This window comes from Kitasatospora sp. NPDC036755, from assembly GCF_040636595.1.
GTDB lineage: Bacteria > Actinomycetota > Actinomycetes > Streptomycetales > Streptomycetaceae > Kitasatospora.
The window spans coordinates 12,470-33,106 of record NZ_JBEZUT010000018.1 but is presented as its reverse complement, the minus strand read 5'-3'; the positions used below and the strand labels follow the sequence as shown (position 1 = coordinate 33,106).

General features: G+C 73.9%; 15 protein-coding genes. 6 read left to right on the top strand and 9 right to left on the bottom strand.

The window, feature by feature from the left end; genetic code table 11:
- Positions 1-81: 81 nt before the first annotated feature.
- Both AB0E96_RS04750 and AB0E96_RS04745 read right to left on the bottom strand, forming a co-directional pair.
- Positions 82-2,184: a hypothetical protein gene (locus AB0E96_RS04750; RefSeq protein ID WP_359818478.1), complete on the bottom strand. Its 2,103-nt coding sequence runs from the start codon at positions 2,182-2,184 to the stop codon at positions 82-84.
- Positions 2,185-2,205: 21 nt separating this feature from the next.
- On the bottom strand, positions 2,206-2,694 hold the full coding sequence (locus AB0E96_RS04745; RefSeq protein WP_359818476.1) for a hypothetical protein: 489 nt from the start codon (positions 2,692-2,694) through the stop codon (positions 2,206-2,208).
- A 303-nt stretch (positions 2,695-2,997) separates the two neighbouring features.
- On the opposite strand from AB0E96_RS04745, the gene AB0E96_RS04740 reads away from it, so the two are divergent.
- From AB0E96_RS04740 to AB0E96_RS04725, 4 genes are read left to right on the top strand one after another with little or no spacing between them, the layout of a single operon-like run.
- The gene (locus tag AB0E96_RS04740) at positions 2,998-4,179 is read left to right on the top strand and encodes a CaiB/BaiF CoA-transferase family protein (RefSeq protein ID WP_359818518.1); all 1,182 of its coding nucleotides are present in this window, start codon (positions 2,998-3,000) and stop codon (positions 4,177-4,179) included.
- 2 nt (positions 4,180-4,181) lie between these two features.
- On the top strand, positions 4,182-5,324 hold the full coding sequence (locus tag AB0E96_RS04735) for an acyl-CoA dehydrogenase family protein (protein ID WP_359818473.1): 1,143 nt from the start codon (positions 4,182-4,184) through the stop codon (positions 5,322-5,324).
- A 43-nt stretch (positions 5,325-5,367) separates the two neighbouring features.
- Positions 5,368-6,582: an acetyl-CoA C-acetyltransferase gene (locus AB0E96_RS04730; protein WP_359818471.1), complete on the top strand. Its 1,215-nt coding sequence runs from the start codon at positions 5,368-5,370 to the stop codon at positions 6,580-6,582.
- Positions 6,583-6,622: 40 nt separating this feature from the next.
- On the top strand, positions 6,623-8,860 hold the full coding sequence (locus AB0E96_RS04725) for a 3-hydroxyacyl-CoA dehydrogenase NAD-binding domain-containing protein (RefSeq protein ID WP_359818469.1): 2,238 nt from the start codon (positions 6,623-6,625) through the stop codon (positions 8,858-8,860).
- Positions 8,861-8,996: 136 nt separating this feature from the next.
- Here AB0E96_RS04725 and AB0E96_RS04720 read toward each other — a convergent pair whose 3' ends face one another.
- The 4 genes from AB0E96_RS04720 to AB0E96_RS04705 form a co-directional block, all read right to left on the bottom strand.
- Entirely contained in the window at positions 8,997-9,770 is a 774-nt protein-coding gene (locus AB0E96_RS04720) for a MerR family transcriptional regulator (protein ID WP_359818467.1), read from the bottom strand.
- Between the two features lie 300 nt (positions 9,771-10,070).
- Positions 10,071-11,144, bottom strand: a complete 1,074-nt coding sequence (locus AB0E96_RS04715; protein ID WP_359818464.1) for a 2-oxoglutarate and iron-dependent oxygenase domain-containing protein — start codon at positions 11,142-11,144, stop codon at positions 10,071-10,073.
- 408 nt (positions 11,145-11,552) lie between these two features.
- Positions 11,553-12,200: a response regulator transcription factor gene (locus AB0E96_RS04710; RefSeq protein WP_359818462.1), complete on the bottom strand. Its 648-nt coding sequence runs from the start codon at positions 12,198-12,200 to the stop codon at positions 11,553-11,555.
- Positions 12,152-13,600, bottom strand: coding sequence for a histidine kinase (locus AB0E96_RS04705; RefSeq protein WP_359818460.1), 1,449 nt, complete (start codon positions 13,598-13,600; stop codon positions 12,152-12,154). Before AB0E96_RS04705 ends, AB0E96_RS04710 begins: the two co-directional genes overlap by 49 nt.
- Before the next feature lie 309 nt (positions 13,601-13,909).
- Here AB0E96_RS04705 and AB0E96_RS04700 point away from each other — a divergent pair, with 309 nt between their 5' ends.
- Positions 13,910-14,623 (top strand): ABC transporter ATP-binding protein, encoded by a 714-nt coding sequence (locus tag AB0E96_RS04700; RefSeq protein ID WP_359818457.1) that lies wholly within the window; start codon positions 13,910-13,912, stop codon positions 14,621-14,623.
- Positions 14,620-17,013, top strand: coding sequence for an FtsX-like permease family protein (locus AB0E96_RS04695; protein ID WP_359818454.1), 2,394 nt, complete (start codon positions 14,620-14,622; stop codon positions 17,011-17,013). The genes AB0E96_RS04700 and AB0E96_RS04695 overlap by 4 nt, the downstream gene beginning before the upstream one ends.
- Positions 17,014-17,094: 81 nt before the next feature.
- Here AB0E96_RS04695 and AB0E96_RS04690 read toward each other — a convergent pair whose 3' ends face one another.
- From AB0E96_RS04690 to AB0E96_RS04680, 3 genes are all read right to left on the bottom strand, one after another.
- On the bottom strand, positions 17,095-17,853 hold the full coding sequence (locus AB0E96_RS04690) for a MerR family transcriptional regulator (RefSeq protein ID WP_359818452.1): 759 nt from the start codon (positions 17,851-17,853) through the stop codon (positions 17,095-17,097).
- Between the two features lie 146 nt (positions 17,854-17,999).
- Positions 18,000-19,064, bottom strand: a complete 1,065-nt coding sequence (locus AB0E96_RS04685; RefSeq protein WP_359818450.1) for a DUF2332 domain-containing protein — start codon at positions 19,062-19,064, stop codon at positions 18,000-18,002.
- Between the two features lie 419 nt (positions 19,065-19,483).
- Complete coding sequence (locus AB0E96_RS04680; RefSeq protein WP_359818448.1) at positions 19,484-20,635, bottom strand: SUKH-4 family immunity protein; 1,152 nt, start codon at positions 20,633-20,635, stop codon at positions 19,484-19,486.
- Positions 20,636-20,637 lie beyond the last annotated feature (2 nt).

Sequence of the window (20,637 nt, the reverse complement as noted above, 5' to 3'; positions counted from 1 at the left end):
GTGAACCCCCGCCGGTCGAGCGCCGCGTCGACCTTGACGACCGCCCCCTCGGAGGCTTCCCGCTGTCGTCCAGCCACGGGATCAGCCCTTCCCGAAGGCCGCAGTATGGGCCTGCGTGATCGACGTCTGGTAGCGAACGTTGGCAGCGTCCGCCAGCTGGACGAGGACGGGGTCGCGATCCGGCACGCCGTACTGGTGGGCCTTCTCCAGGAGCATGGCCTGCACCTGGGACTGGCCCATGGTGTAGAGCTTGCTCAAATCCCCCTGAGCCTTGGTGTCGATCTCCGAGTTGACCTTGGCCGCCCATTCGGACGTGGCGACGTCGACGTAGCGCTGGGCGATGTCCCCCACTGGCAGCCAGTTGGCACCCGGCAGCATGTTCGCCACCGTGCCGACGTAGTGGTAGTCCATCTTGGCTTTCCAGTTGACCTTGAACTGCTCGTCGGACTTGTGGTCGGTGATGGTGTCCGCCTGGACGGCGTCGAGGGCGCCGAGCGCCTTGCCGGCCTGGTCGACGAGAGTCTCGAACTGGGCGTCCGGCCGGCCGTTGACCCCCTTGAACGCCTCCGGGCCGAAGTCGGCCATCCGCCGGGCCACCTCCTGGGTCTCGGCCAGGTGGATCAGGGTGTACGACTCAGGGTCCTCGGCGGTGCCGCGGATCACCCGGAGCAACTGCTCGCGGGTGGTGTGCAGCCCACCGGGTTCGGACGGGCCGGGCAGGTCCTTGCTGAGGATGTCGTGGGTGTCGGCGATGTACTCGCTGACCATGTTGGCCATCGGGCGGCGGAGCCCGGCGTACATGGAGTTCTCGTTGCCCGCCTTGTCTCCGCCCAGGGTGGAGAGCGCGGTGTCCATGATTCGGGTCATCGTCGCGTCGTGGGGCCTCACCGGCGGCTGACCGGGGCCGTGGCCGGTCGCGGCGGACTCCAGCATCTCCGCGAACATCCGGTGGGAGGTGTCACGCAGGACACTCTCGGGGAGCTTGCCCTCGTCGAGCCAGACGCGGTCCTTGAGCAGGTACGTCAGGTTCTTGTTCCGGCTCGGGTCGAGGAACTCCTGGGAGGTCGCCGGGTCGTCCTTCATCATCTTCACCAGCGGCGTCAGCGGGTCGCCCCCGGGGACCTTGAAGGTGTAGTCCGGGCCCCAGAGCTCCTCGCCCTTGGTCTTGCTGTTCCGCTCGTAGTCGACTAGGTCGTTGCTCACCTTGAGCAGGAACGGCTTGTCGTACGTGCCGCCCGCGCCCATCAGCGAGGTCAGCGCCGGGTAGTTGTCGTTCCACCCCGCGGCCGAGCCGCCGGGGCGGCGGGCGGCCGCGAGCAGGCCGTCCTCCCAGGCCTTGCCCATCCCGCCGTCGCGGGTGGCGGCGGCCAGCGCGACGGACAGGTTCTTGTAGACGTCCTGGTAGCCCGCGGCGTTGTGGTTGCCGTGGGCCAGGCCGTCGTAGACCTTGCTGTACTCCAGCAGGGCCTCGGGGCCGGTCTTGCCACCGGCGTTGAGACCGTTGAGCAGGGTGGTGGAGAAGTCCTTGTTCTCCGCGTTGGCGGCCATGAGGGCCTGCAACTGCTTGAGCTGGTCGTCGGAGAGGCTGCCGGCCTTGGACATCAGGTCCGTGGCCCGCTTGGCGTCGGCGACCGGGCCGGCGCCGAGCGGGGCGGCGTTGAAGGCGGTGGTGCTGGTGCCGATGTCGCTCTGGAGGCCGATGGTGGCCCGCTGGTCGGCGAGGGTGGCCTTCGCGACGGCCTTGCCGAGCCGGTCGGACAGTGCCTGGGCGTTGGCCCGTATCGTGCGCTCGGCGTCGGGGTCGTTCCGCTCCTCCTTCGGCACGGTCCAGTTGACCGCGCCGTCGGCGGTGACGCTGAGGGTGGTGTCGCCCTGCGCGTCGTGGAGTGCCGTGTCGAGGTCGCGGCGGGCGGCGGCGAAGTCCTCGGCGGCGGTCTTCATGATCGCGGCGAGGGCGGTGGCGACGGCCGAGGCCTGCTTGAAGTCGCCGTCGATGCCCTGCATGGCCGTGGTGGCCGCGTCGGCGGCGTCGCCCTTCCAACCGGCCCGCTGCGCGGTGCTGGTGAGGTCCTTGGAGACCCGGCCGTCCATGGCGGTGAGGGCCTTGGCCACGCCGGCCCAGGCTTCGGCTGCTTCGCTGACCGCGGAGAAGTCGGCCTCGTGGAGTTCCTTGAAGGACACCATCTGTCTGTTCCTCCCTGCCCTCTACCGGCCCGCGCGGAAGTCGGTGGCGATGTTGGTCTCGTTGGCGTTGTAGAACTGCCGCGTCCGGTCGAGGCTGGTGGCGGCGTTGCCGAGCTTGCCGTGCAGGGTCTTGCACTGCTGCAGCCAGCGCTCGGTGCTGCCGGTGAGGGCGCCGCCGAAGGAGAAGCCGCGGATCTTGGTCGACGCGGTGCTCGCGTACTCGGTGAGGCTGTGTGCGCCCGGCCCCGCCTTGCCGTTGGCGTCGTCGAGGTCGGTGGCTGTCTGGCGGGCTATCGCGGCCGAGGCGGTGAGCTCGTACGGGGTGTCCAGCTGGGTGGTGGCCTTGCCGGGCGGCATGAGGGGAAGCGGTGGCACGGAGGCGTCGCCGGGCTGCGCCGGGTTGGCGTACGGCGATTTCACGGGATACGTGGGCAGCGGGCCCGGCACTGGGCCCGGCATCGGGTCCTTGGCCGGTGCGACCGGTCCCGTGGTGAAGTACGGACTGCCCATGCGTGGAATCCTCCCCGTTCGGCGGAACGCCGCTCCCCTGCGGCATGACGACCGTACAGGGAGCCTCCGTCAGTGCACGGACCCACCCTCCGTGGTTCCGGGTGCGCGCGGAGTGGCGGTGTCCACCGAGGCGTGGGCGTGGGGGAATTGACGGCCCGGCGCGGGGGCGGAGGTCTTGTTACCGGCGGGTCGCTTGCCTATCATCCCGAGTGTGACAGCTTTACTGTCAAACCCATCGGGAAGGGTCGGCGGCCAGTGGGTGACGTGAGCAGGGGGCCGGCGGCCGGGGGGCCGTTGGCAGGTGTGCGGGTGGTGGAGCTCGCCGGGATCGGGCCGGGGCCGTTCGCGGCGATGCTGCTGGGGGACCTCGGGGCGGACGTGGTGCGGGTGGACCGGCCGGAGCCCTCGCCGCTCGGCACCGACCCGGCGTACGACCTCAGCAACCGCAACAAGCGCTCGGTGCTGATCGACCTGAAGTCCCCCGCGGGCCCCGGCCGGGTGCTGGACCTGGTCGAGCGGGCGGACCTGCTGATCGAGGGCTACCGGCCGGGCGTCGCGGAGCGGCTCGGGGTCGGGCCCGAGGCGTGCCTGGCGCGCAACCCGGCGCTGGTGTACGGGCGGATGACCGGCTGGGGGCAGCACGGCCCCCGGGCGGCGACCGCCGGGCACGACCTCGGGTACGCGGCGGTCGCCGGGGTGCTCGGGATGGTGGCGGCGCCGGGCGGCGCCGACGAGGCCCCCGGCATCCCCGCCAACCTGCTCGGCGACTACGCGGGCGGCTCGCTCTACCTGGTCGTCGGCCTGCTCGCCGGGCTGCACCACGCCCGGGCCACCGGTGCCGGCCAGGTGGTCGACGCCGCGATCGTGGACGGCGCGGCCCACCTCGGCAGCATGCTGTGGGGCCTGCTCGCGGCCGGACACTGGCAGGACCGCCGGGGCGCCAACCTGCTGGACGGCGGAGCGCCGTTCTACGCGATCTACCGGGCGGCCGACGGAGGGCACCTGGCCGTGGGCGCGCTGGAGCCGCGCTTCTACACGGAGTTCGCCCGACTGCTGGGGCTGGGCCCGGACACCCCCGGCCAGTACGACCTCGACCGCTGGCCCGAGCTGCGCTCCCTGATCGCGGCCCGCTTCGCCACCCGGACCAGGGCCGAGTGGGAGGCCGTCTTCGCGGGCTCCGACGCTTGCGTGGAACCGGTGCTGACGATGCGTCAGGCCGCCGCCGACGGCCACCTGTCGGCGCGCGGGACGTACGTCGAGGCGGGCGGCGTCACCCAGCCGGCCCCGGCCCCGCGCTTCTCCGCCACCCCGGGGGCCCTGTGCCGCCCGCCGGCCCGGCCGGGCGCGGACACCGCCGAGGTCGCCCGGGACTGGAGCGTTCCCTCCCTCGGCCCCGGCGCCCCGTCCGTCGATCCCGGAGGCACCCGCGAGTCCGGGAGTCCTGGCGCCCCCACCACCAACCCTTCGGCAGAGCAGGGAGAGTAGCGTTGCAGCGCGAGATCTTCACCGAGCAGCACGACGACTTCCGGGCCACCGTGCGGGCCTTCCTGGCCAAGGAGGTGCTGCCGCACTACGACCGCTGGGAGAAGGCCGGCATCGTCGACCGTTCCGCCTGGCTCGCGGCCGGCCGGCAGGGCCTGCTCGGCCTCGCCGTCCCCGAGGAGTACGGCGGCGGCGGGACTCCGGACTTCCGCTACGCCGCCGTGCTGGCCGAGGAGTTCGCCCGGGCCGGTGCCTCCGGCCTGGCGATCGGGCTGCACAACGACATCATCGGCCCGTACCTCACCTCGCTCGCCACCGAGGAGCAGAAGCGCCGCTGGCTGCCCGGCTTCTGCTCGGGCGAGCTGATCACCGCGATCGCGATGACCGAGCCCGGCACCGGCTCCGACCTCCAGGGCATCCGCACCCAGGCGGTCGACCGGGGCGACCACTACCTGCTCAACGGCGCCAAGACCTTCATCTCCAACGGCATCCTCGCCGACCTGGTGATCGTGGTCGCCCGCACCACCCCCGAGGGCGGCGCCCACGGGCTGAGCCTGCTGGCCGTCGAGCGCGGCACGCCCGGCTTCGAGCGCGGCCGCAACCTCGACAAGATCGGCCAGAAGGCCCAGGACACCGCCGAGTTGTTCTTCGAGGACGTCCGGGTGCCGAAGGAGAACCTGATCGGCGAGCTCAACGGCGGCTTCGTCCACCTGATGCAGAACCTCGCCCAGGAGCGGCTCACCATCGCCGCCGCGGCGATCGCCGGCGCCGAGTACCTGGTCGAGATCACCACCGACTACGTCAAGCAGCGCGAGGCCTTCGGCCGCCCGCTCGCCAAGCTCCAGCACGTCCGCTTCGAGATCGCCGAGCTGGCCACCGAGTGCGCCGTCACCCGCGCCTTCGTGGACCGCTGCATCACCGAGCACAACCGCTGGGCGCTCACCCCGGCGGACGCCTCGATGGCCAAGTGGTGGGCCACCGAGCTGCAGAAGCGCACCGCTGACCGTTGCCTCCAACTGCACGGCGGCTACGGCTACATGAGCGAGTTCCCGGTCGCCCGGGCGTTCACCGACGGCCGCATCCAGACCATCTACGGCGGCACCACCGAGATCATGAAGGAGATCGTCGGCCGCTCCATCCTCGGCTGAGCGCTCCTTCCTCACGTCCCCCTGCCCTGAAAGGCGTTCCACCGTGACCACCGAAGCGTACGTCTACGACGCGATCCGCACCCCGCGCGGCCGGGGCAAGGCCTCCGGCTCGCTGCACGGCACCAAGCCGATCGACCTGGTCGTCGGCCTGATCCACGAACTGCGCAGCCGCTACCCCGGGTTGGACCCGGCCGCGATCGACGACATCGTGCTCGGCGTGGTCAGCCCGGTGGGCGACCAGGGCTCCGACATCGCCCGGATCGCGGCCGTCGCGGCCGGCCTGCCCGACACCGTCGCCGGCGTCCAGGAGAACCGCTTCTGCGCCTCCGGCCTGGAAGCCGTCAACATGGCCGCCGCCAAGGTCCGTTCCGGCTGGGAGGACCTGGTCCTGGCCGGCGGCGTGGAGTCGATGTCCCGGGTCAAGATGGCCTCCGACGGCGGCGCCTGGTTCGCCGACCCGATGACCGCGTACGAGACCAACTTCGCCCCGCAGGGCATCGGCGCCGACCTCATCGCCACCATCGAGGGCTTCTCCCGCACCGACGTGGACGCCTTCGCCGCCGAGTCCCAGGCCCGCGCCGCCAAGGCCCAGGCGGACGGCCTGTTCGACCGCTCGGTCGTCCCGGTGCGCGACCGCAACGGCCTGGTCGTCCTGGAGCGCGACGAGTTCATCCGCCCCGGCACCACCGTCGAGACCCTGGCGGGCCTCAAGCCCTCCTTCGCCGCCATCGGCGAGGCCGGCGGCTTCGACGCCGTCGCCCTCCAGAAGTACCACTGGGTCGAGGCCATCGACCACGTCCACCACGCGGGCAACTCCTCCGGCATCGTGGACGGCGCCGCGCTGGTGGCCATCGGCAACCGGGAGGTCGGCGAGCGGTACGGGCTGCGCCCGCGCGCCCGGATCGTCTCCGCCGCGGTCTCCGGCTCCGAGCCGACCATCATGCTCACCGGCCCCGCCCCGGCCACCCACAAGGCGCTCGCCAAGGCCGGGCTCACCGCCGCCGACATCGACCTGGTCGAGATCAACGAGGCCTTCGCCGCCGTCGCGCTCCGCTTCATCCGCGAACTCGGCTTCCGCCACGACCAGGTGAACGTCAACGGCGGCGCGATCGCGCTCGGCCACCCGCTCGGCGCCACCGGCGCGATGCTGCTCGGCACCGTGATCGACGAACTGGAACGGCGCGACCTGCGCTACGGCCTGATCACCCTCTGCGTGGGCGGCGGCATGGGCATCGCCACCATCGTCGAGCGCATCTGACCTCCCCCAGCAGACCGGTAGACCTGGAGACCGTGAACCCATGAGCGACACCACCACCATCCGCTGGGAGCAGGACCAGGACGGCGTGGTCACCCTCGTCCTCGACGACCCCACCCAGTCCGTCAACACCATGAACGAGGCCTTCACCGCCGACTTCGAGACCGTCGTCGAGCGGCTGGCGGCCATGGCCTCCCCGGGCGCCGCCGCGGACGCCCCTGCAGGCGCCGCCGCGGACGCCCCTGCGGACGCGCTGCGCGGCGTGGTGATCACCTCCGCCAAGAAGACCTTCTTCGCCGGGGGAGACCTGCGGATGCTCTCCGCCGCCCGCCCCGAGGACGCCGAGGCCGTCTTCGACAAGTCGATGCGGATCAAGCGCGCGCTGCGCAGGCTGGAGACCCTCGGCAAGCCGGTCGTCGCCGCCGTCAACGGCAGCGCGCTCGGCGGCGGCCTGGAGATCGCCCTCGCCTGCCACCACCGGATCGCGCTCGACACCCCGGCCTCCCGGATCGGCCTGCCCGAGGTCACCCTCGGCCTGCTGCCGGGCGGCGGCGGAGTGGTCCGTACGGTGCGGCTGTTCGGCATCACCGACGCCCTGCTGAAGTTCCTGCTCCAGGGGCGCCAGTACCGCCCCGCGCAGGCGCTGGAGCACGGCCTGGTGCACGAACTCGTCGACACCCCCGAGGAGCTGACCGCCCGCGCGAAGGCCTGGATCGAGGCCAACCCGACTGCCGTCCAGCCCTGGGACGTCAAGGGGTACAAGATCCCCGGCGGCACCCCGGCCACCCCGGCGTTCGCCGCCAACCTGCCCGCCTTCCCGGCCAACCTGCGCAAGCAGCTCAACGGCGCGCCCTACCCGGCCCCGCGCAACGTGCTGGCCGCCGCCGTGGAGAGCGCCCAGGTGGACGTCGACACCGCGATGGCGATCGAGGCCCGCTACTTCACCGAGCTGGCCTGCGGGCAGACCAGCAAGAACATGATCCAGGCGCTGTTCTTCGACATGCAGGCGGTCAACTCCGGCGCCGGGCGTCCGAAGGAGATCGAGAAGCGGCAGGTCCGCAGGGTCGCGGTGCTCGGCGCCGGGATGATGGGCGCGGGCATCGCCTACGCCTGCGCCAAGGCCGGCATCGAGGTCGTGCTCAAGGACGTGAGCCCGGAAGCCGCCGAACGCGGAAAGGCCTACTCCGAGGGCCTGTTGAACAAGGCCATCGCCCGCGGCCGCTCCACCGAGGCCAAGCGCGACGAACTGCTGGCCCGGATCACCCCCACCGCGGAGGCCGCCGACCTGGCCGGCTGCGACGCGGTGATCGAGGCGGTCTTCGAGAACACCGAGCTCAAGCACAAGGTGTTCCAGGAGATCGAGGGCGTCGTCGGCCCCGACGCACTGCTCTGCTCCAACACCTCCACCCTGCCGATCGGCCTGCTCGCCGAAGGCGTCGAGCGCCAGGACGACTTCATCGGCCTGCACTTCTTCTCGCCCGTCGACAAGATGCGCCTGGTGGAGATCATCCGCGGCCCGCGGACCGGCGACGAGGCGCTCGCCCGCGCCTTCGACCTGGTCCGGCAGATCGACCGGACCCCGATCGTGGTCAACGACTCCCGCGGCTTCTTCACCTCGCGGGTCATCGGCCAGTTCCTCAACGAGGGCGTCGCCATGGTCGGCGAGGGCATCCACCCGTCCAGCATCGAGCAGGCCGCCGCCCAGGCCGGCTACCCCGCCAAGGTGCTCTCCCTGATGGACGAGCTCACCCTCACCCTGCCGCGCAAGATCCGCGACGAGTACCGGCGCTCGGTGGAGGCCGCCGGCGGCACCTGGACTCCCCACCCGGCCGACGCGGTGGTCGACCGGATGGTCGACGAGTTCGGCCGCCCCGGGCGCAGCGGCGGCGCCGGCTTCTACGAGTACGGCGAGGACGGCAAGCGCGGGCGGCTCTGGCCGGGGCTGCAGGAGCACTTCGGCGGTGGCGCTGCGGGGGACCCCGCCGACATCCCCTTCGAGGACCTCAAGGAGCGGATGCTGTTCAGCGAGGCGCTGGACTCGGTGCGCTGCCTGGAGGAGGGCGTGCTGACCTCGGTCGCCGACGCCAACGTGGGCTCGATCCTCGGCATCGGCTTCCCGGCCTGGACGGGCGGCGTGTTCCAGTACATCAACGGGTACGAGGGCGGACCGGCAGGCTTCGCGGCCCGCGCCCGCGAACTCGCCGCGGCGTACGGCGAGCGGTTCGCGCCGCCGGCGCTGCTGGAGCGGATCGCGGCCGAGGGCGGGACCTTCACGGACTGACGGGCGGAGCCGCCCGGGTCCGGGTCCGGGTTCGGACTCCGGTTCCCACCCGGTTCCCACCCGGTTCCGGTTCCGGACCGGAACCGGGTGGGGCCGCGGCTGCTGCGGCCCCACCCGGGTTCCCGGTCCGGCGGCGTCACCCGGGCTCCCCGTCCGGTCCCCGGTCCGGTTCCTGGCTCAGCTCCTCGCCCAGTTCCTCCCGCAGGTACCGCTGGAAGGCCGTGACCAGGGCCTGCGCCACCATCGGCTGGATGTGGTCCGTCAGCGCCCGCATCCGGGTCAGCTCCGCCGGCGCGGGCCCGCTCTCCCGGTACGGCTTCCACACCGTCTCGCGGAACAGCCGCTGCAACTCCCGTGCCGTCGCCCGGCTGTGCTCCAGCACGACCGCCCGGGCGGCCAGCAGCGTCTCCAGCGGGATCGGTACGTCCAGGATCCGCACGCCCAGCGGCAGTAGTCCGGGATCCACCCGGAACACGTCCGGGTCCCGCGTCCGCTCCAGGGCTCCCATCGCGGCGAGCCGTTCGACCTGCTCCTCCGTCAGCCCCCGGCCGGCCCGGCGCTCCAGTTGCGCCCGGCTGGCCTCCTCCGGGGTCTCCGGCGTCCAGGACGCCACCAACGCGCGGTGGATCGCCAGGTCCAGCGGGGTGCTGTCCTCGGGCAACCGGGCCAGGTACCGCTCGATCGCGGCCAGGGTCAGCCCCTGTCGCTGCAGTTCCTCGATCAGCCCCAGCCGGTCCAGGTGGGCCTCCCCGTACAGCCCCACCCGTCGGGGCCCCAGCTCTGGTGGCGGCAGCAGCCCCTTGGTGCCGTAGAACCGCACCGTCCGCACCGTCACCCCGGCCCGCGCCGCCAGTTCGTCCACCGTCAGCCGCAGCCCGCCCCCGACCCCGGCCCCGTCGTGCTCCCCCATCCGCCGCCTCCCGCGCTGGCACACTCCTGCTGTGACACCAGCAGTGTGACAGTGCCGTCCCGGACCGGTCCACCGATGGCGGAGGGGAGGGGAGGGGAGGGGAGCGCGGGGGCACGGGGGCACGGGGAGCACGGGGACGCCGAAGCCCCTGCCGTCGGCCGGGGCGGCGTCGGGCAGGGGCTTCGGCGGTAGCGGTGGGGGTGGTATGGCCGCGGCTGTGGTCGTGGTCCGAGCTCGGGGCCGAGCTCGGGGTTGAGGCCGGGGCTGGGGCTGGGGCTGGGGCCGGGGCCGGGGCTGGGGTCAGGCGAGGGCGGCGTGGTGGCGGCGGGTGACTTCGGGGTGGGCCCTGGTGTAGCCCTTCCACTCGTTGAGGCCGAAGTCGGCGAAGAGCGGGTTGTCCGGGTCCTCGGTGGCGCCGGGGGCGTGGTGGGCGAGCGGGAAGTCCAGCGGTTCGACGTGGGCGTCGAGGCGGGGGTTGTAGAAGAACGGCACCGAGAAGCGCTCGCGGGCGCCGGGCGGGCTCACCACGCGGTGGTTGGTGGCCTTGAGGTAGCCGTCCGTGGCCACCTCCAGCAGCTCGCCGAGGTTGACGACGAAGGCGCCGGGGAGCGGCGGGATGTCCAGGAAGGTGCCGTCGGCGCGCTCGACCTGGAGGCCGCCGACGGTGTCCTGCAGCAGCAGGGTGATGAAGCCGTAGTCCTTGTGGGCGCCGACCCCCTGGCCGGCGCCGTCCGGGGCGGTGCCCGGGTAGCGGACCAGCTTGAGCCGCAGGTGGGGGTGGTCCGCGAAGGCCTCGTCGTAGAAGTCGGGGCGGGCGCCGATCGCGGCGAGGAGTTCGTGCAGCAGCCGGTGAGCGACCCCGTCGAGGTGGTCGATCCAGCCGAGCGCGGCGGTGCGCAGCTCGGGGAGGGCCTCGGGCCACTGGTTGGGACCCTCCAGCCACCAGTACGGGGGCTCGCCGCTGCCGGGGACGTGCGGGGGCAGCTCGGCGCCGATGTCCAGCTGGTCGCGCCAGTCCTGGTTGCCGCCGGTGAGCTCGTCGCCGGTGCGGGTGTAGCCCCGGTAGTGGGGGGAGTTGAGGTTGCTCACGGCGAGCCGGTCGGCCTCGGGCAGCGCGAAGAAGGCACGCATGGCCCGGGTGAGCGCGGCCGTCTCCTCCGGGGTGACACCGTGGCCGACCAATTGGAAGAACCCGACACCGGTGGCCGCGGCACGGAGCTCGTCGTGCAGGCGGCGGCGGTCGTCCGGGCTGCCGTCGGCGAGCGAGAGGTCGATCACCGGGAGGGCGTCCACCGGGAGGGCGTCCACCGGGGTGGAGCCGGTGCCGGTCTCGGATTCGCCGGTCTCGGATATGGGCGTGTACTGCTGCGTCATGTGTGACATCCGCTGGGTCTCGTCCCGGCTGGTCCCGGTGGTCGACCGGGGACGCCGGAGCAGCCGCCTGGTGCGGCGGGTGGTCCGGGAGCCGGGAAAGGGGTGGCGGCCGGCAGGGGCCGCCGTTGAGGGTGGGTGGCGCGAGGTTCAGCCGGAGCGTCGACAGGACATGGTCGTCACGCGGAGCAGGTCCACGTGGCGGCGGCGAACAAGGATGAGCACCCCACCAGCCTAATTGACCCGTTCTGCGGCGGTCGAGCCCGGGCAGCCGAGGGCCGTTCCCGCTGGTCGGGGCGCTGACCGGGGGGCGGCCGTGGTGGCTGTGGGGTTGTGGTGGGCGGCGTGATGGGCGGTGGTGGGTGGGGGTGGGTGGGGGTGGCGCCGGGCTGCGGGCGATGGCGGCTCCCTTCAGGAGTTGTTGAGGTAGGCCAGGACGGCCAGGACCCGGCGGTTGTCGTCGTCGGAGGGCTGGAGGTCGAGCCGGACGAAGATCGACGCGGTGTGCTTGGCGACGGCCCGCTCGGTGATCACCAGTTGCTGGGCGATCGCCGCGTTGGACCGGCCCTCCGCCATCAGCGCCAGCACCTGCCGCTCGCGCGGGGAGAGGGTGGAGACCGGGCCCGCCGAGGAGTTGTGGGTGAGCAGCCGGGTGATCACCTCCGGATCCATCACGGTGCCGCCCTGGGCGACCCGCCGTACGGCGTCGATGAACTGGGTGCCGTCCATCACCCGGTCTTTGAGCAGGTAGCCGATCCCGCCGGTGCTGCCGGCCAGCAGCTCGCGCGCGTACAGCTGCTCCACGAACTGCGACAGCACGAGGACGGGCAGCCCGGGGTGGGCCTGACGGGCCGCCAGCGCGGCCCGCAGCCCCTCGTCGGTGAAGCCCGGCGGCAGCCGGACGTCCACCACGGCGATGTCGGGCCGGTCCGCGGCCACCGCGGCGAGCAGTTGCTCGCCGTCCTCCACCGCCGCGGTGACCTTCATGCCGTTGGCCTCCAGCAGCCGGGTCAGACCGTCCCGGAGGAGGAAGAGGTCTTCGGCGATGACGACGCGCACGGGAGCTCCAGGTTCACGATGGTCGGCCCGCCGGGCGGGCTGCTGATCGCGAGCACCCCGTCGAAGGCGGCCAGTCGGCGTTCGGTTCCGCTGAGGCCGGTTCCCCGGGACGGGTCGGCGCCTCCGCGCCCGTCGTCGGTGACCGATATCCGCAGCAGCCCGTCACTGTGCCCTATGTCGATCCACACGCGCGAGGCCCCGGCGTGCTTCACCACGTTGGCCAGCAGCTCCGTCACCGCGAAGTAGGCGGCCGACTCCACCGGGGCGGGCACCCGGCCGGGCAGTCCGCCGCTGAAGTCGACGGGCAGCGGCAGGTCCAGTGCCGTCGCCCGCACCGCGTCGGCCAGGCCGCGGTCGGCGAGCACCGGGGGGTGGATGCCGCGGACCAAGTCCCGCAGCTCGCTCAGCGCCTTCACCGAGGACAGCCGGGCCTCGGCGAGCAGCGGCCCGAGGGCGTCCGGGTCGTCCTTCAGCTGTTCGGCCACGGTCAGCAGCATGCCCAGAGCCACCAGCCGGGCCTGTGCCCCGTCGTGCAGGTCCCGCTCGATCCGGCGCAGTTCGGCCGCTCCGGCGTCGATGGTGTCCGCCCTGGTCCGTGCCAGGTGGCTGACCTGACGGGCGAGCTCGGCCTGCCGGGAGGGACCGAGCAGGGCCCGGGCGGCCTTCTCGTGGAGCCGCAGGACCGGTGGCGCGGCCCACAGGGCGGCCAGTGGGGCGACGGTCAGGCCCAGCGAGTAGACGACGCCCAGGTGGAAGAACTGCCCGTCGCGGCCGAAGACCTCCAGGGCGACCGGGGCCAGCAGGACGATCGCGGCGGTGACCAGCACGACGGTGCCGGTGGACAGCGTCCAGACGAAGTCCCGCCAGGTCGCCGGGTCGGTGAGCCAGCCGCCGGCCCGCAGCCGCCGCCAGGGACCGGCGGCGGCCGGCCCGCGGTACGGCACCGGGATCGGCCGCCCGCTCCACTTCCCCACGGTGCGCCTGCTCTCCGTCGCGATCCAGCGGGCGCCGAACAGCCCCAGCACCAGCAGCGAGGGTGCCAGCCAGAGCGAGCCGGCCCGGCCGCCGGGCGCGGCACCGCCGTAGAGGTGCGTCGCCATCAGTGCCATCGCCCCCGGGGCGAACAGCGCGGCGCCGACCGCCCGGCCGCCGCCCCCGGTGGCCCAGCAGAGCGCCCAGAGGGCGACCGGCGCCATCGGCACGGCCAGGACCAGCGGCCCGCCCGGGTGGAGGTCCAGGGGATCGTCCGGACCGAACAGCGCGGCGGCCAGCAGGACCGGCCCCGCCAGCAGCGCCAGCAGGCCCGTCACGGCCAGCGTCACCGCGTACCAGGCCCGCACCCCGTCCGCGCAGGCCCGTCCGACCCGCAGGGCCGGCCCGCTCAGCACTCCCGCGTCCATGACGCGCCCCTTCTCCTCCCGCGGCCCCCGTCCGGAGGCCTCGGAGCCGCGGCCCGGAGCTCGGCCGAAGCCGCGGTTCCGAGCCGAGTCGCGGAGCCCCGCGGGCCCCGGTCCCGATCTTTCGCTGGTCAGTCTGCCCGGCCGGGGCGTTCGGCGATCTAGGCCTGAACACCCAGTTCGGGGTGTATCTGGATACACCTCGCAGAGGCCGTCCAGACGGCTGTCGGCACCCCGCCGCGGATTCGTAGCGTCATGTTCCGTCAGCCGGACCGGGGTTCCCGGTGCCGGACCTCGAACAGTGGAGGGCCCGTGAACGCGCCGATCATCCGGATCCGCGGCGTCAGCAGGACGTACGACCGATCCGACGCCGCCCGGCCCGCCCTGGCCGGGCTCGACCTGGAGGTCGGGGCCGGCGAGGCGCTGGCCGTGGTCGGCCGGTCGGGCAGCGGCAAGTCCACCCTGCTGAACCTGATCGCGGGCCTCGACCGCCCGAGCGAGGGCGAGGTGGAGGTGGACGGTATCGCCGTGCACCGGCTCGGCGAGGCCGCGCTGGCCGAGTACCGGCGGGCGCGGATCGGCATGGTGTTCCAGTTCTTCAACCTGCTGGACGACCTGAGCGCGGAGGACAACGTGCTGCTCCCGGCCCAGCTGGCCGGGATGCGGCGGGAGCAGGCCCGGGCCCGGGCCGCGGAGCTGCTGGAACGGCTGGGAGTGGCCCGGCACGCCAAGGCCTTCCCGGGCAGGCTCTCCGGCGGCGAGCGCCAACGGGTGGCGGTGGCCCGGGCGCTGATGAACCGTCCGCCGCTGCTGCTGGCCGACGAGCCCACCGGGGCGCTGGACACCGCCTCGGCCGCCGACGTCCGCGACCTGCTGCGCGGGCTCAACGCGGAGGGCCAGACGATCCTGCTGGTCACCCATGACACCGCGCTCGCCGAGGCCTGCGCAGACCGGACGATCGAGCTCCTCGACGGCCGGCTGGTCCGGGACACGGCGGCCGTGCCGGCACCGGGCGGTGGCCGGTGAGCGCGCTCGGCAAGGTGGTGCGCGCCGGGGTCGGCCGCCGGCGGGTGCAGACCCTGGTCATGGTGCTCACCACGACGATGGCCGTGACGGCGTGCATCCTCGCGCTCGGGCTGCTGGTCGCCGCCCAGGGCCCGTACCAGCGCTCCTTCGCCGACCAGCACGGCGCCCACCTCAACGTGCTGTACGACCGGGCCGGGGCGAGCGCCGACCAACTCGCCTCGACGGCCCGGGCGCCGGGCGTGACGGCCTCGGCCGGCCCCTACCAGGCGGTCGCCGTCCAGCCGCGCTCCGGCCCCGGCAACCGGATCCCCCCGGAGGGGAGCCCGCTGCCGCCGATGACGCTGGTCGGCCGCGCCCAAGGCGGCCAGCTGGACGGTCTGCGGATCACCAACGGCCGCTGGGTCGCGGGCCCCGGCGAGGTGGTGTTCCTGGACGGGCACTCCCCGCTGGCGGTCGGCGAGAGCATGGAGTTCCCGGACCTCCCGGGGCGCCCGGTGCTCAAGGTCGTCGGCCTGGCGGCCTCGGTCTCCTGGAGCGCGGACGGCTGGGTCGCCCCCGAGCAGGTGGCCGGGCTGACGGCGCCCGGCACGGTGCCCGCCGCCCAGTACCTCTACCGCTTCGCCCGGGCCGGCAGCGACGCCGAGGTGGAGGCCGACCGCGCCGCGCTGGCCGCCGCGGTCCCGGACGGAGCGCTCGTCCGCGCCACCTCCTACCGGCCCGCCCGGGAGGAGGCGAACCGGACGGCCTCGACTTTCGTCCCGTTCGTCACGGCCTTCGGGGTGCTCGGTCTGGCCATGTCGGTGCTGATCATCGGCGTCGTGGTCAGCGGCGCGGTCAGCGCCGCTACCAGGCGGATCGGGATCCTCAAGTCCCTGGGCTTCACTCCGGCCCAGGTGGCGCGCGCCTACGTCGGCCAGGCGCTGATCCCCGCCGGGGCCGGTACGGCGCTCGGCGTGCTCCTCGGCAACCTGCTGTCCGTGCCGGTCCTCGGGCTGGCGCACAAGGCCCTGCGCGGCGGGTTGCTCGGCATCCCGGTCTGGGTGGACGCCGTGGTCGCGGCGGCGGCCCTGGGAGCCGTGGCGGCCACGGCGCTGGTGCCGGCGCTGCGGGCCGGGCGGCTGCGGACGGTGGAGGCGCTGGCCGTCGGCCGGACGGCGCCGGGTGCCAAGCGGGCGGTCGCTCGCGGCGCGGCCGCCGGGGCCGGGGGCGCGGGCCCGCTCTCCTGGGCGAGGGACCAGATCGGCCGGCTGCCGGTGCCGCGGGCGCTCAGCCTCGGGCTGGCCTCCCCGCTCAACCGGCCGGGCCGCTCGGCGACCACGGGCGCCGCCGTGGTGCTCGGTACGGTCGGGGTCACCCTCTGCATCGGCCTGACGCTCTCGCTGGGCTCCCTCCAGGACGGACTGGGGGCCGACCGCGCCGGCAAGGTGGTGGTCCAGGCCCCGATCGAGGGCCCCGCCCGGTCCGTCGACCACGTGGACGAGGCGGCCGTCGCCAAGGCCATCGACTCCCGTCCGGGCACCCGGGCCTGGTACAGCAGCGTTCCGACCCCGGTCACCGTGGCCGGCAGCACCGGGCGCTCCCAGGTGGTCGCGTTCAGCGGCGACGCCTCCTGGAGCGGATTCCAACTGGTCTCCGGCCGCTGGTTCCACGGCCCCGGCGAGATCGTGGTGACCGCCGCCCACCTGCGGGCCGGGCGGGCGAAGGTCGGTGACACCGTCACCCTCACCGACCACGGGCGCAGCACCCCGGCGAGGATCACCGGCGAGGTTTTGGCCGTCCACGACCTGGTGTTCACCGACCGCTCCACGCTGGCGCCGCTCGGCGGAGCGATCCAGGCCGAGGCGCTCGCCTTCCGCATCGACCTCGCCCCGGGCACCGATGCACAGGCCTACGCCGACGGCCTGGACGAGGCGGTGAAGCCGTTGGGCCTGGCCGCCGACCCGGGTGAGGCCCCCCTCAACATCGTGGTGCTGGCGATGAACACCCTGGCGGGCACGCTCACGCTGCTGCTCTCCGTGGTGGCGGGGCTCGGGGTGCTCAACACCGTGCTGTTGGACACCCGGGAGCGGGTGCACGACCTCGGGGTGCTCAAGGCGCTCGGGATGTCACCCCGGCAGACCATCGGCATGGTGCTCACCTCGGTCTGCGGCACCGGGCTGGTCGCCGGGCTGATCGGGGTCCCGATCGGCATCCTGGTGCACCACCGGGTGATGCCCGCGATGGCCCGGGCCGCCGGGATAGGCGTTCCGCACTCCGACCTCGCAGTCTTCGCCCCGTCGGTGGTGGGGCCGCTGATACTCGGCGGCCTGGCGTTGGCCCTGCTCGGCGCCGCCCTCCCGGCCACCTGGGCGGCCCGCACCCGGACGGTCACGGCCCTGCGGACGGAGTGACGGCGGGGGAGGGCCGCCCGGCCCGGGGCGGCTGAGGACCACCCCGGGCCGGGGCGCCCCCTCCGCGAGGGCGCCCCGGGCTCAGGACAGCCGCGCCGCCGCGTAGGCCTCCATGGCGGCCCGCTGGTACGCGGCCAGGCCCGGGGCGATGGCCTCGTACGCGGCGCTCCACTGCTCGTTCTCGGTGCAGGAACGGGCGATCGCCAGGTACTCCTCGGCCGGGACCGAGCGGATGGTTCCGAGCAGCCGGTACTCCTCGTCGATCGTGCTCTGCACGGCCTCGGCGTCGGCCGGGTGGTCGGCCGCCATCAGCTCCGCCAGCCGGATCATGCGGGTGGTCCGCTCGCGCTGTCCGGCCTCGACCTCGGCCGGGGTCATCGCGGCGGTCGCGCGCCGGGCCGCCTCGGCGTGCTCGGGGAAGTCGCGCAGACTCGCGTCGACGTCATCGGGCTGGATGCCCTCGAACAGGTTCTCGGGGCGGTTGATGGTCATGGGCGTGCCGTCCTTCCAGGAGCCTTCCAGGTCGGCGATCGTGCGGGAAACGGTGGCGGCCAGGGCGTCGAGCCGATCGCGCTCGGCGAGCAGCCGCCGGTGGTGGCCCCGCAGGGCCTCCAGCTCGTCCACCTGATCGCCCAGGATCCGGGCGATCTCGGTCAGCCCCACGCCCAGCGCCCGCAGTACCAGGATCTGCTGCAGCTGGAGCAACTGCCGTTCCTCGTAGTAGCGGTGGCCGTTGGAGCCGATCCGGGCCGGGGGCAGCAGCCCGATCTCGTCGTAGTGCCGCAGCGTTCTGGCGGTCACGCCGGACATCCGGGCCACTTCGGCGATGGGCCAGGCCATGGCTGCCTCCCTCGTTTCCACGTCCCCACGTTCGCGTGGACCGGGGCCGGTTCTCCGGCCCTGACCACGACGGTAGGAGCTGCCGCTGCGGCAGCTTCAAGCCCAGGACGTCCCGCCGGGCGTCGCCCCCACCCGCAAGCCTCCTCCTACGCCTCGTGCGCCTTCCACGCCTCCTCGAACCAGTCCAGAGACTGCCCGTGCGGCCCGGTGAAGGCCACCGGCCGTTCGTCCAGGGCGAGTGCGAACAGCCCGGAGCCGGCCGGGGCCGGGCGGGGGAGGCGCCGGGCGACCGCCGGCAGTACCGAGACCGCCTCGTTGGAGATCCAGTGGCCGGGCAGCTCGCGCATCGTCGCCGCGAACTCCTCCCGTGCCTCCGGTGGCAGGTAGGCGAGGACCGCGCTGTGGAACACCACCGGCGTCGCCCCCGCCGGTGCCTGCGCGACCAACTCCCTGACCGTCGCGTTGAGATCGCCGCGCACCAGCAGCGGCGGTTCGGCCCGGGCGACCCGGACGGCACCGCGCAGCCGCTCCAGCCGGTGGGCCTGCTCGGGCCAGACCAGCGACTCCAGCCAGCGCATGTCCTCCTCGGCCCGTACGTCCAGCGGGTTGAGGTCGATCCCGGCCCGCCACACGACCTCGGGCAGCCGCTCCCGGAGGGAGTCGGTGAGCGGTACCGGCCCGCTCATCGCGCAGTCCAGCGTCACCGGGCTCGCAGTGGCGCCGAACTCGACGGCCGGGGCACCGGCACCGCCGCCCCTCCCGGTTCCCTCCTCGGCCGAGTGCCCCTCCTCGGTCACGTGCCGGTACCGGTAGCGATACCGGTCCGGGTACAGGCAGAGCCCGGCGGAGGCACCCACCTCGATCAGGGCGAGCGGCTGCGGCAGCATGGCCAGCAGCGGCAGCAGGGTGGCACAGCGGCCCGCCTCGTTGGTCTGCGTCCGCCGCTCCAGCATCGTCGCCGAGACCTCGGACCAGTGCTCCGCCACCCAGTCGCGGAAGGCTGGCCACCCCTCCGTCACCGGCCCGCCCAGGTGCCGGACCGCGCCGAACAGCAGGTTCGGCTGCCGCTTCGCCACCGGAAGCCCATCCAGCAGCCCACCCAACTGCCTGTCCCCGGCAGTGCGCTCGGCCAGCTCCCGGTAGATCGGCGAGTTGCCGCGCGCCTCCCGCTCCGCGAACGCCCGGTAGAGCTCTCCCGTGTCGCTGCGCATTCCCCGTTGATCCCTTCGACGCCGTCCCGAGTGATCGAATCGGCCCAGCGTACGCCCGGTCCGAATCCGCTCCCGCCGTCACCGTGTGCCCACCGTGCGTCCCGCGCCGGCTGGCGCAGAGCCCCGGTCCCAGCGCACTCCGGGGCGATGCCGCGGGCGTCGCCCCGACTCGGCCCCGGTCGCACGGAACGGGCCCGGACCCCACCGGCGCCGCCCGCTGGGACGCGGCGGCTTGCCCCGGGACGCCCGGTGTTGCCCCCTCGGCCCCTTCGGGGACGCCCCGGCCCGTGCGGGGACCCCGGCCCTTGAACCGTCCCCGGCCGGACTCCGACCTGCGTCCGTCCGGACCTCGACCTGCGTCCGTCCGGACCCCGAGCGCCGCCCGGCCCGGCCGAGGCTCCCCGGACCGCCGGAGCCGCTCAGCCGAGCAGGCCGCCCATGTGGCCGTCCTCGGCGAGCAGGCGCCAGGAGCAGCCGGGCGAGGCGAAGGCCTCCGGGTCGACGGCCTCCACCAGCCGGTCCACCACCGCGCTCAGCAGGGCCTGCGGGTCGAACACCGCCCATGTCTCCCGGGCCCGGCCGTAGTCCCAGCGGTCCCACTCGGCGCGCAGCCGCTCGTACGTCCAGAGGGCGTAGAGCAGGGCGGACAGGTCACGGTTGAGGTAGGCCTCGGGGTGGCCGTCGTCGTACCAGTCCGGCAGCTCCAGCCGGCCGGTGGCGCCGTCCAGGGCGATCGTGAGATCGGTCGGCCAGTCCCCGAGGGCGAGGAAGTCCCGCTGGTAGGGGCGTTCCTCCTCGCCGTCGAAGTACTCCGGGTACGCCTCGCCCATGGTGACCAGCGGCTCCTCGCACACCCCGAACATCGCCCCGCCCAGCGGCAGGCCGACCTCGGTCAGCAGCCGCCGGGTCGGCTCGTGCGCCAGGGCGGCGGGCAGGTCCTCGGCCCGGAAGCGGTGCACCCGGCCGGGGCCGCCGTCCTGGTCCGTCAGCGCGGCCAGCTCCGCCACCAGTTCCGGGGTCGTCTCGTACGCGGGCCCGTCCGGGCCGCCGGGTTGCGCGCCCCAGCCCAGTGAGCGCACGAGCAGCGCGGTGCCCCAGTGCGGCGGCGGCACGGCGGCGTCGCCGAACAGCGCGGGATCGACCTCCCGCATCCGCAGCTCGGCCCCCGCCAGCACCTCGGCCAGTGCGGCCGGTCCGCGCCGCCCGTCCAGGGCCTCCGGCCGCCGGGCCTCCTCGGCCACCGCGTCCACCGCGCGCACCAGGCCCGCCAGTTCGGCCACGCCGGAGGCCAGCAGATCGCGCCGCGGGCCGCCGTTGTCCAGGAACACCTCGCCGGTCACGCCGTCCAGCAGCACCAGGCTGCCGCCGGCGGCGAACGGCGTGCAGTACTCCGTCTCCCCGAGGAGGAACAGCCGCTCCGCCTCCGCCGGGACGGCCGTCAGCGCCCCGTCCCCGAGCACCCCGAAGTCCAGGAACGCCCCGGCCGCCGGCAGCCCCTCCCGCGCCAGGAACTCCCGACTGCCCGCGTGCACGACCCCGCACGGCAGCTCCGCCGCCTGCCCGAACCCCACGT

Coding starts and splice junctions, on each gene's coding strand:
- AB0E96_RS04750 (WP_359818478.1), bottom strand. CDS start 2,184: ATGGTGTCCTTCAAGGAACTCCACGAGGCCGACTTCTCCGCGGTCAGC.
- AB0E96_RS04690 (WP_359818452.1), bottom strand. CDS start 17,853: ATGGCCTGGCCCATCGCCGAAGTGGCCCGGATGTCCGGCGTGACCGCC.
- AB0E96_RS04720 (WP_359818467.1), bottom strand. CDS start 9,770: ATGGGGGAGCACGACGGGGCCGGGGTCGGGGGCGGGCTGCGGCTGACG.
- AB0E96_RS04705 (WP_359818460.1), bottom strand. CDS start 13,600: ATGGACGCGGGAGTGCTGAGCGGGCCGGCCCTGCGGGTCGGACGGGCC.
- AB0E96_RS04685 (WP_359818450.1), bottom strand. CDS start 19,064: ATGCGCAGCGACACGGGAGAGCTCTACCGGGCGTTCGCGGAGCGGGAG.
- AB0E96_RS04715 (WP_359818464.1), bottom strand. CDS start 11,144: ATGACGCAGCAGTACACGCCCATATCCGAGACCGGCGAATCCGAGACC.
- AB0E96_RS04745 (WP_359818476.1), bottom strand. CDS start 2,694: ATGGGCAGTCCGTACTTCACCACGGGACCGGTCGCACCGGCCAAGGAC.
- AB0E96_RS04725 (WP_359818469.1), top strand. CDS start 6,623: ATGAGCGACACCACCACCATCCGCTGGGAGCAGGACCAGGACGGCGTG.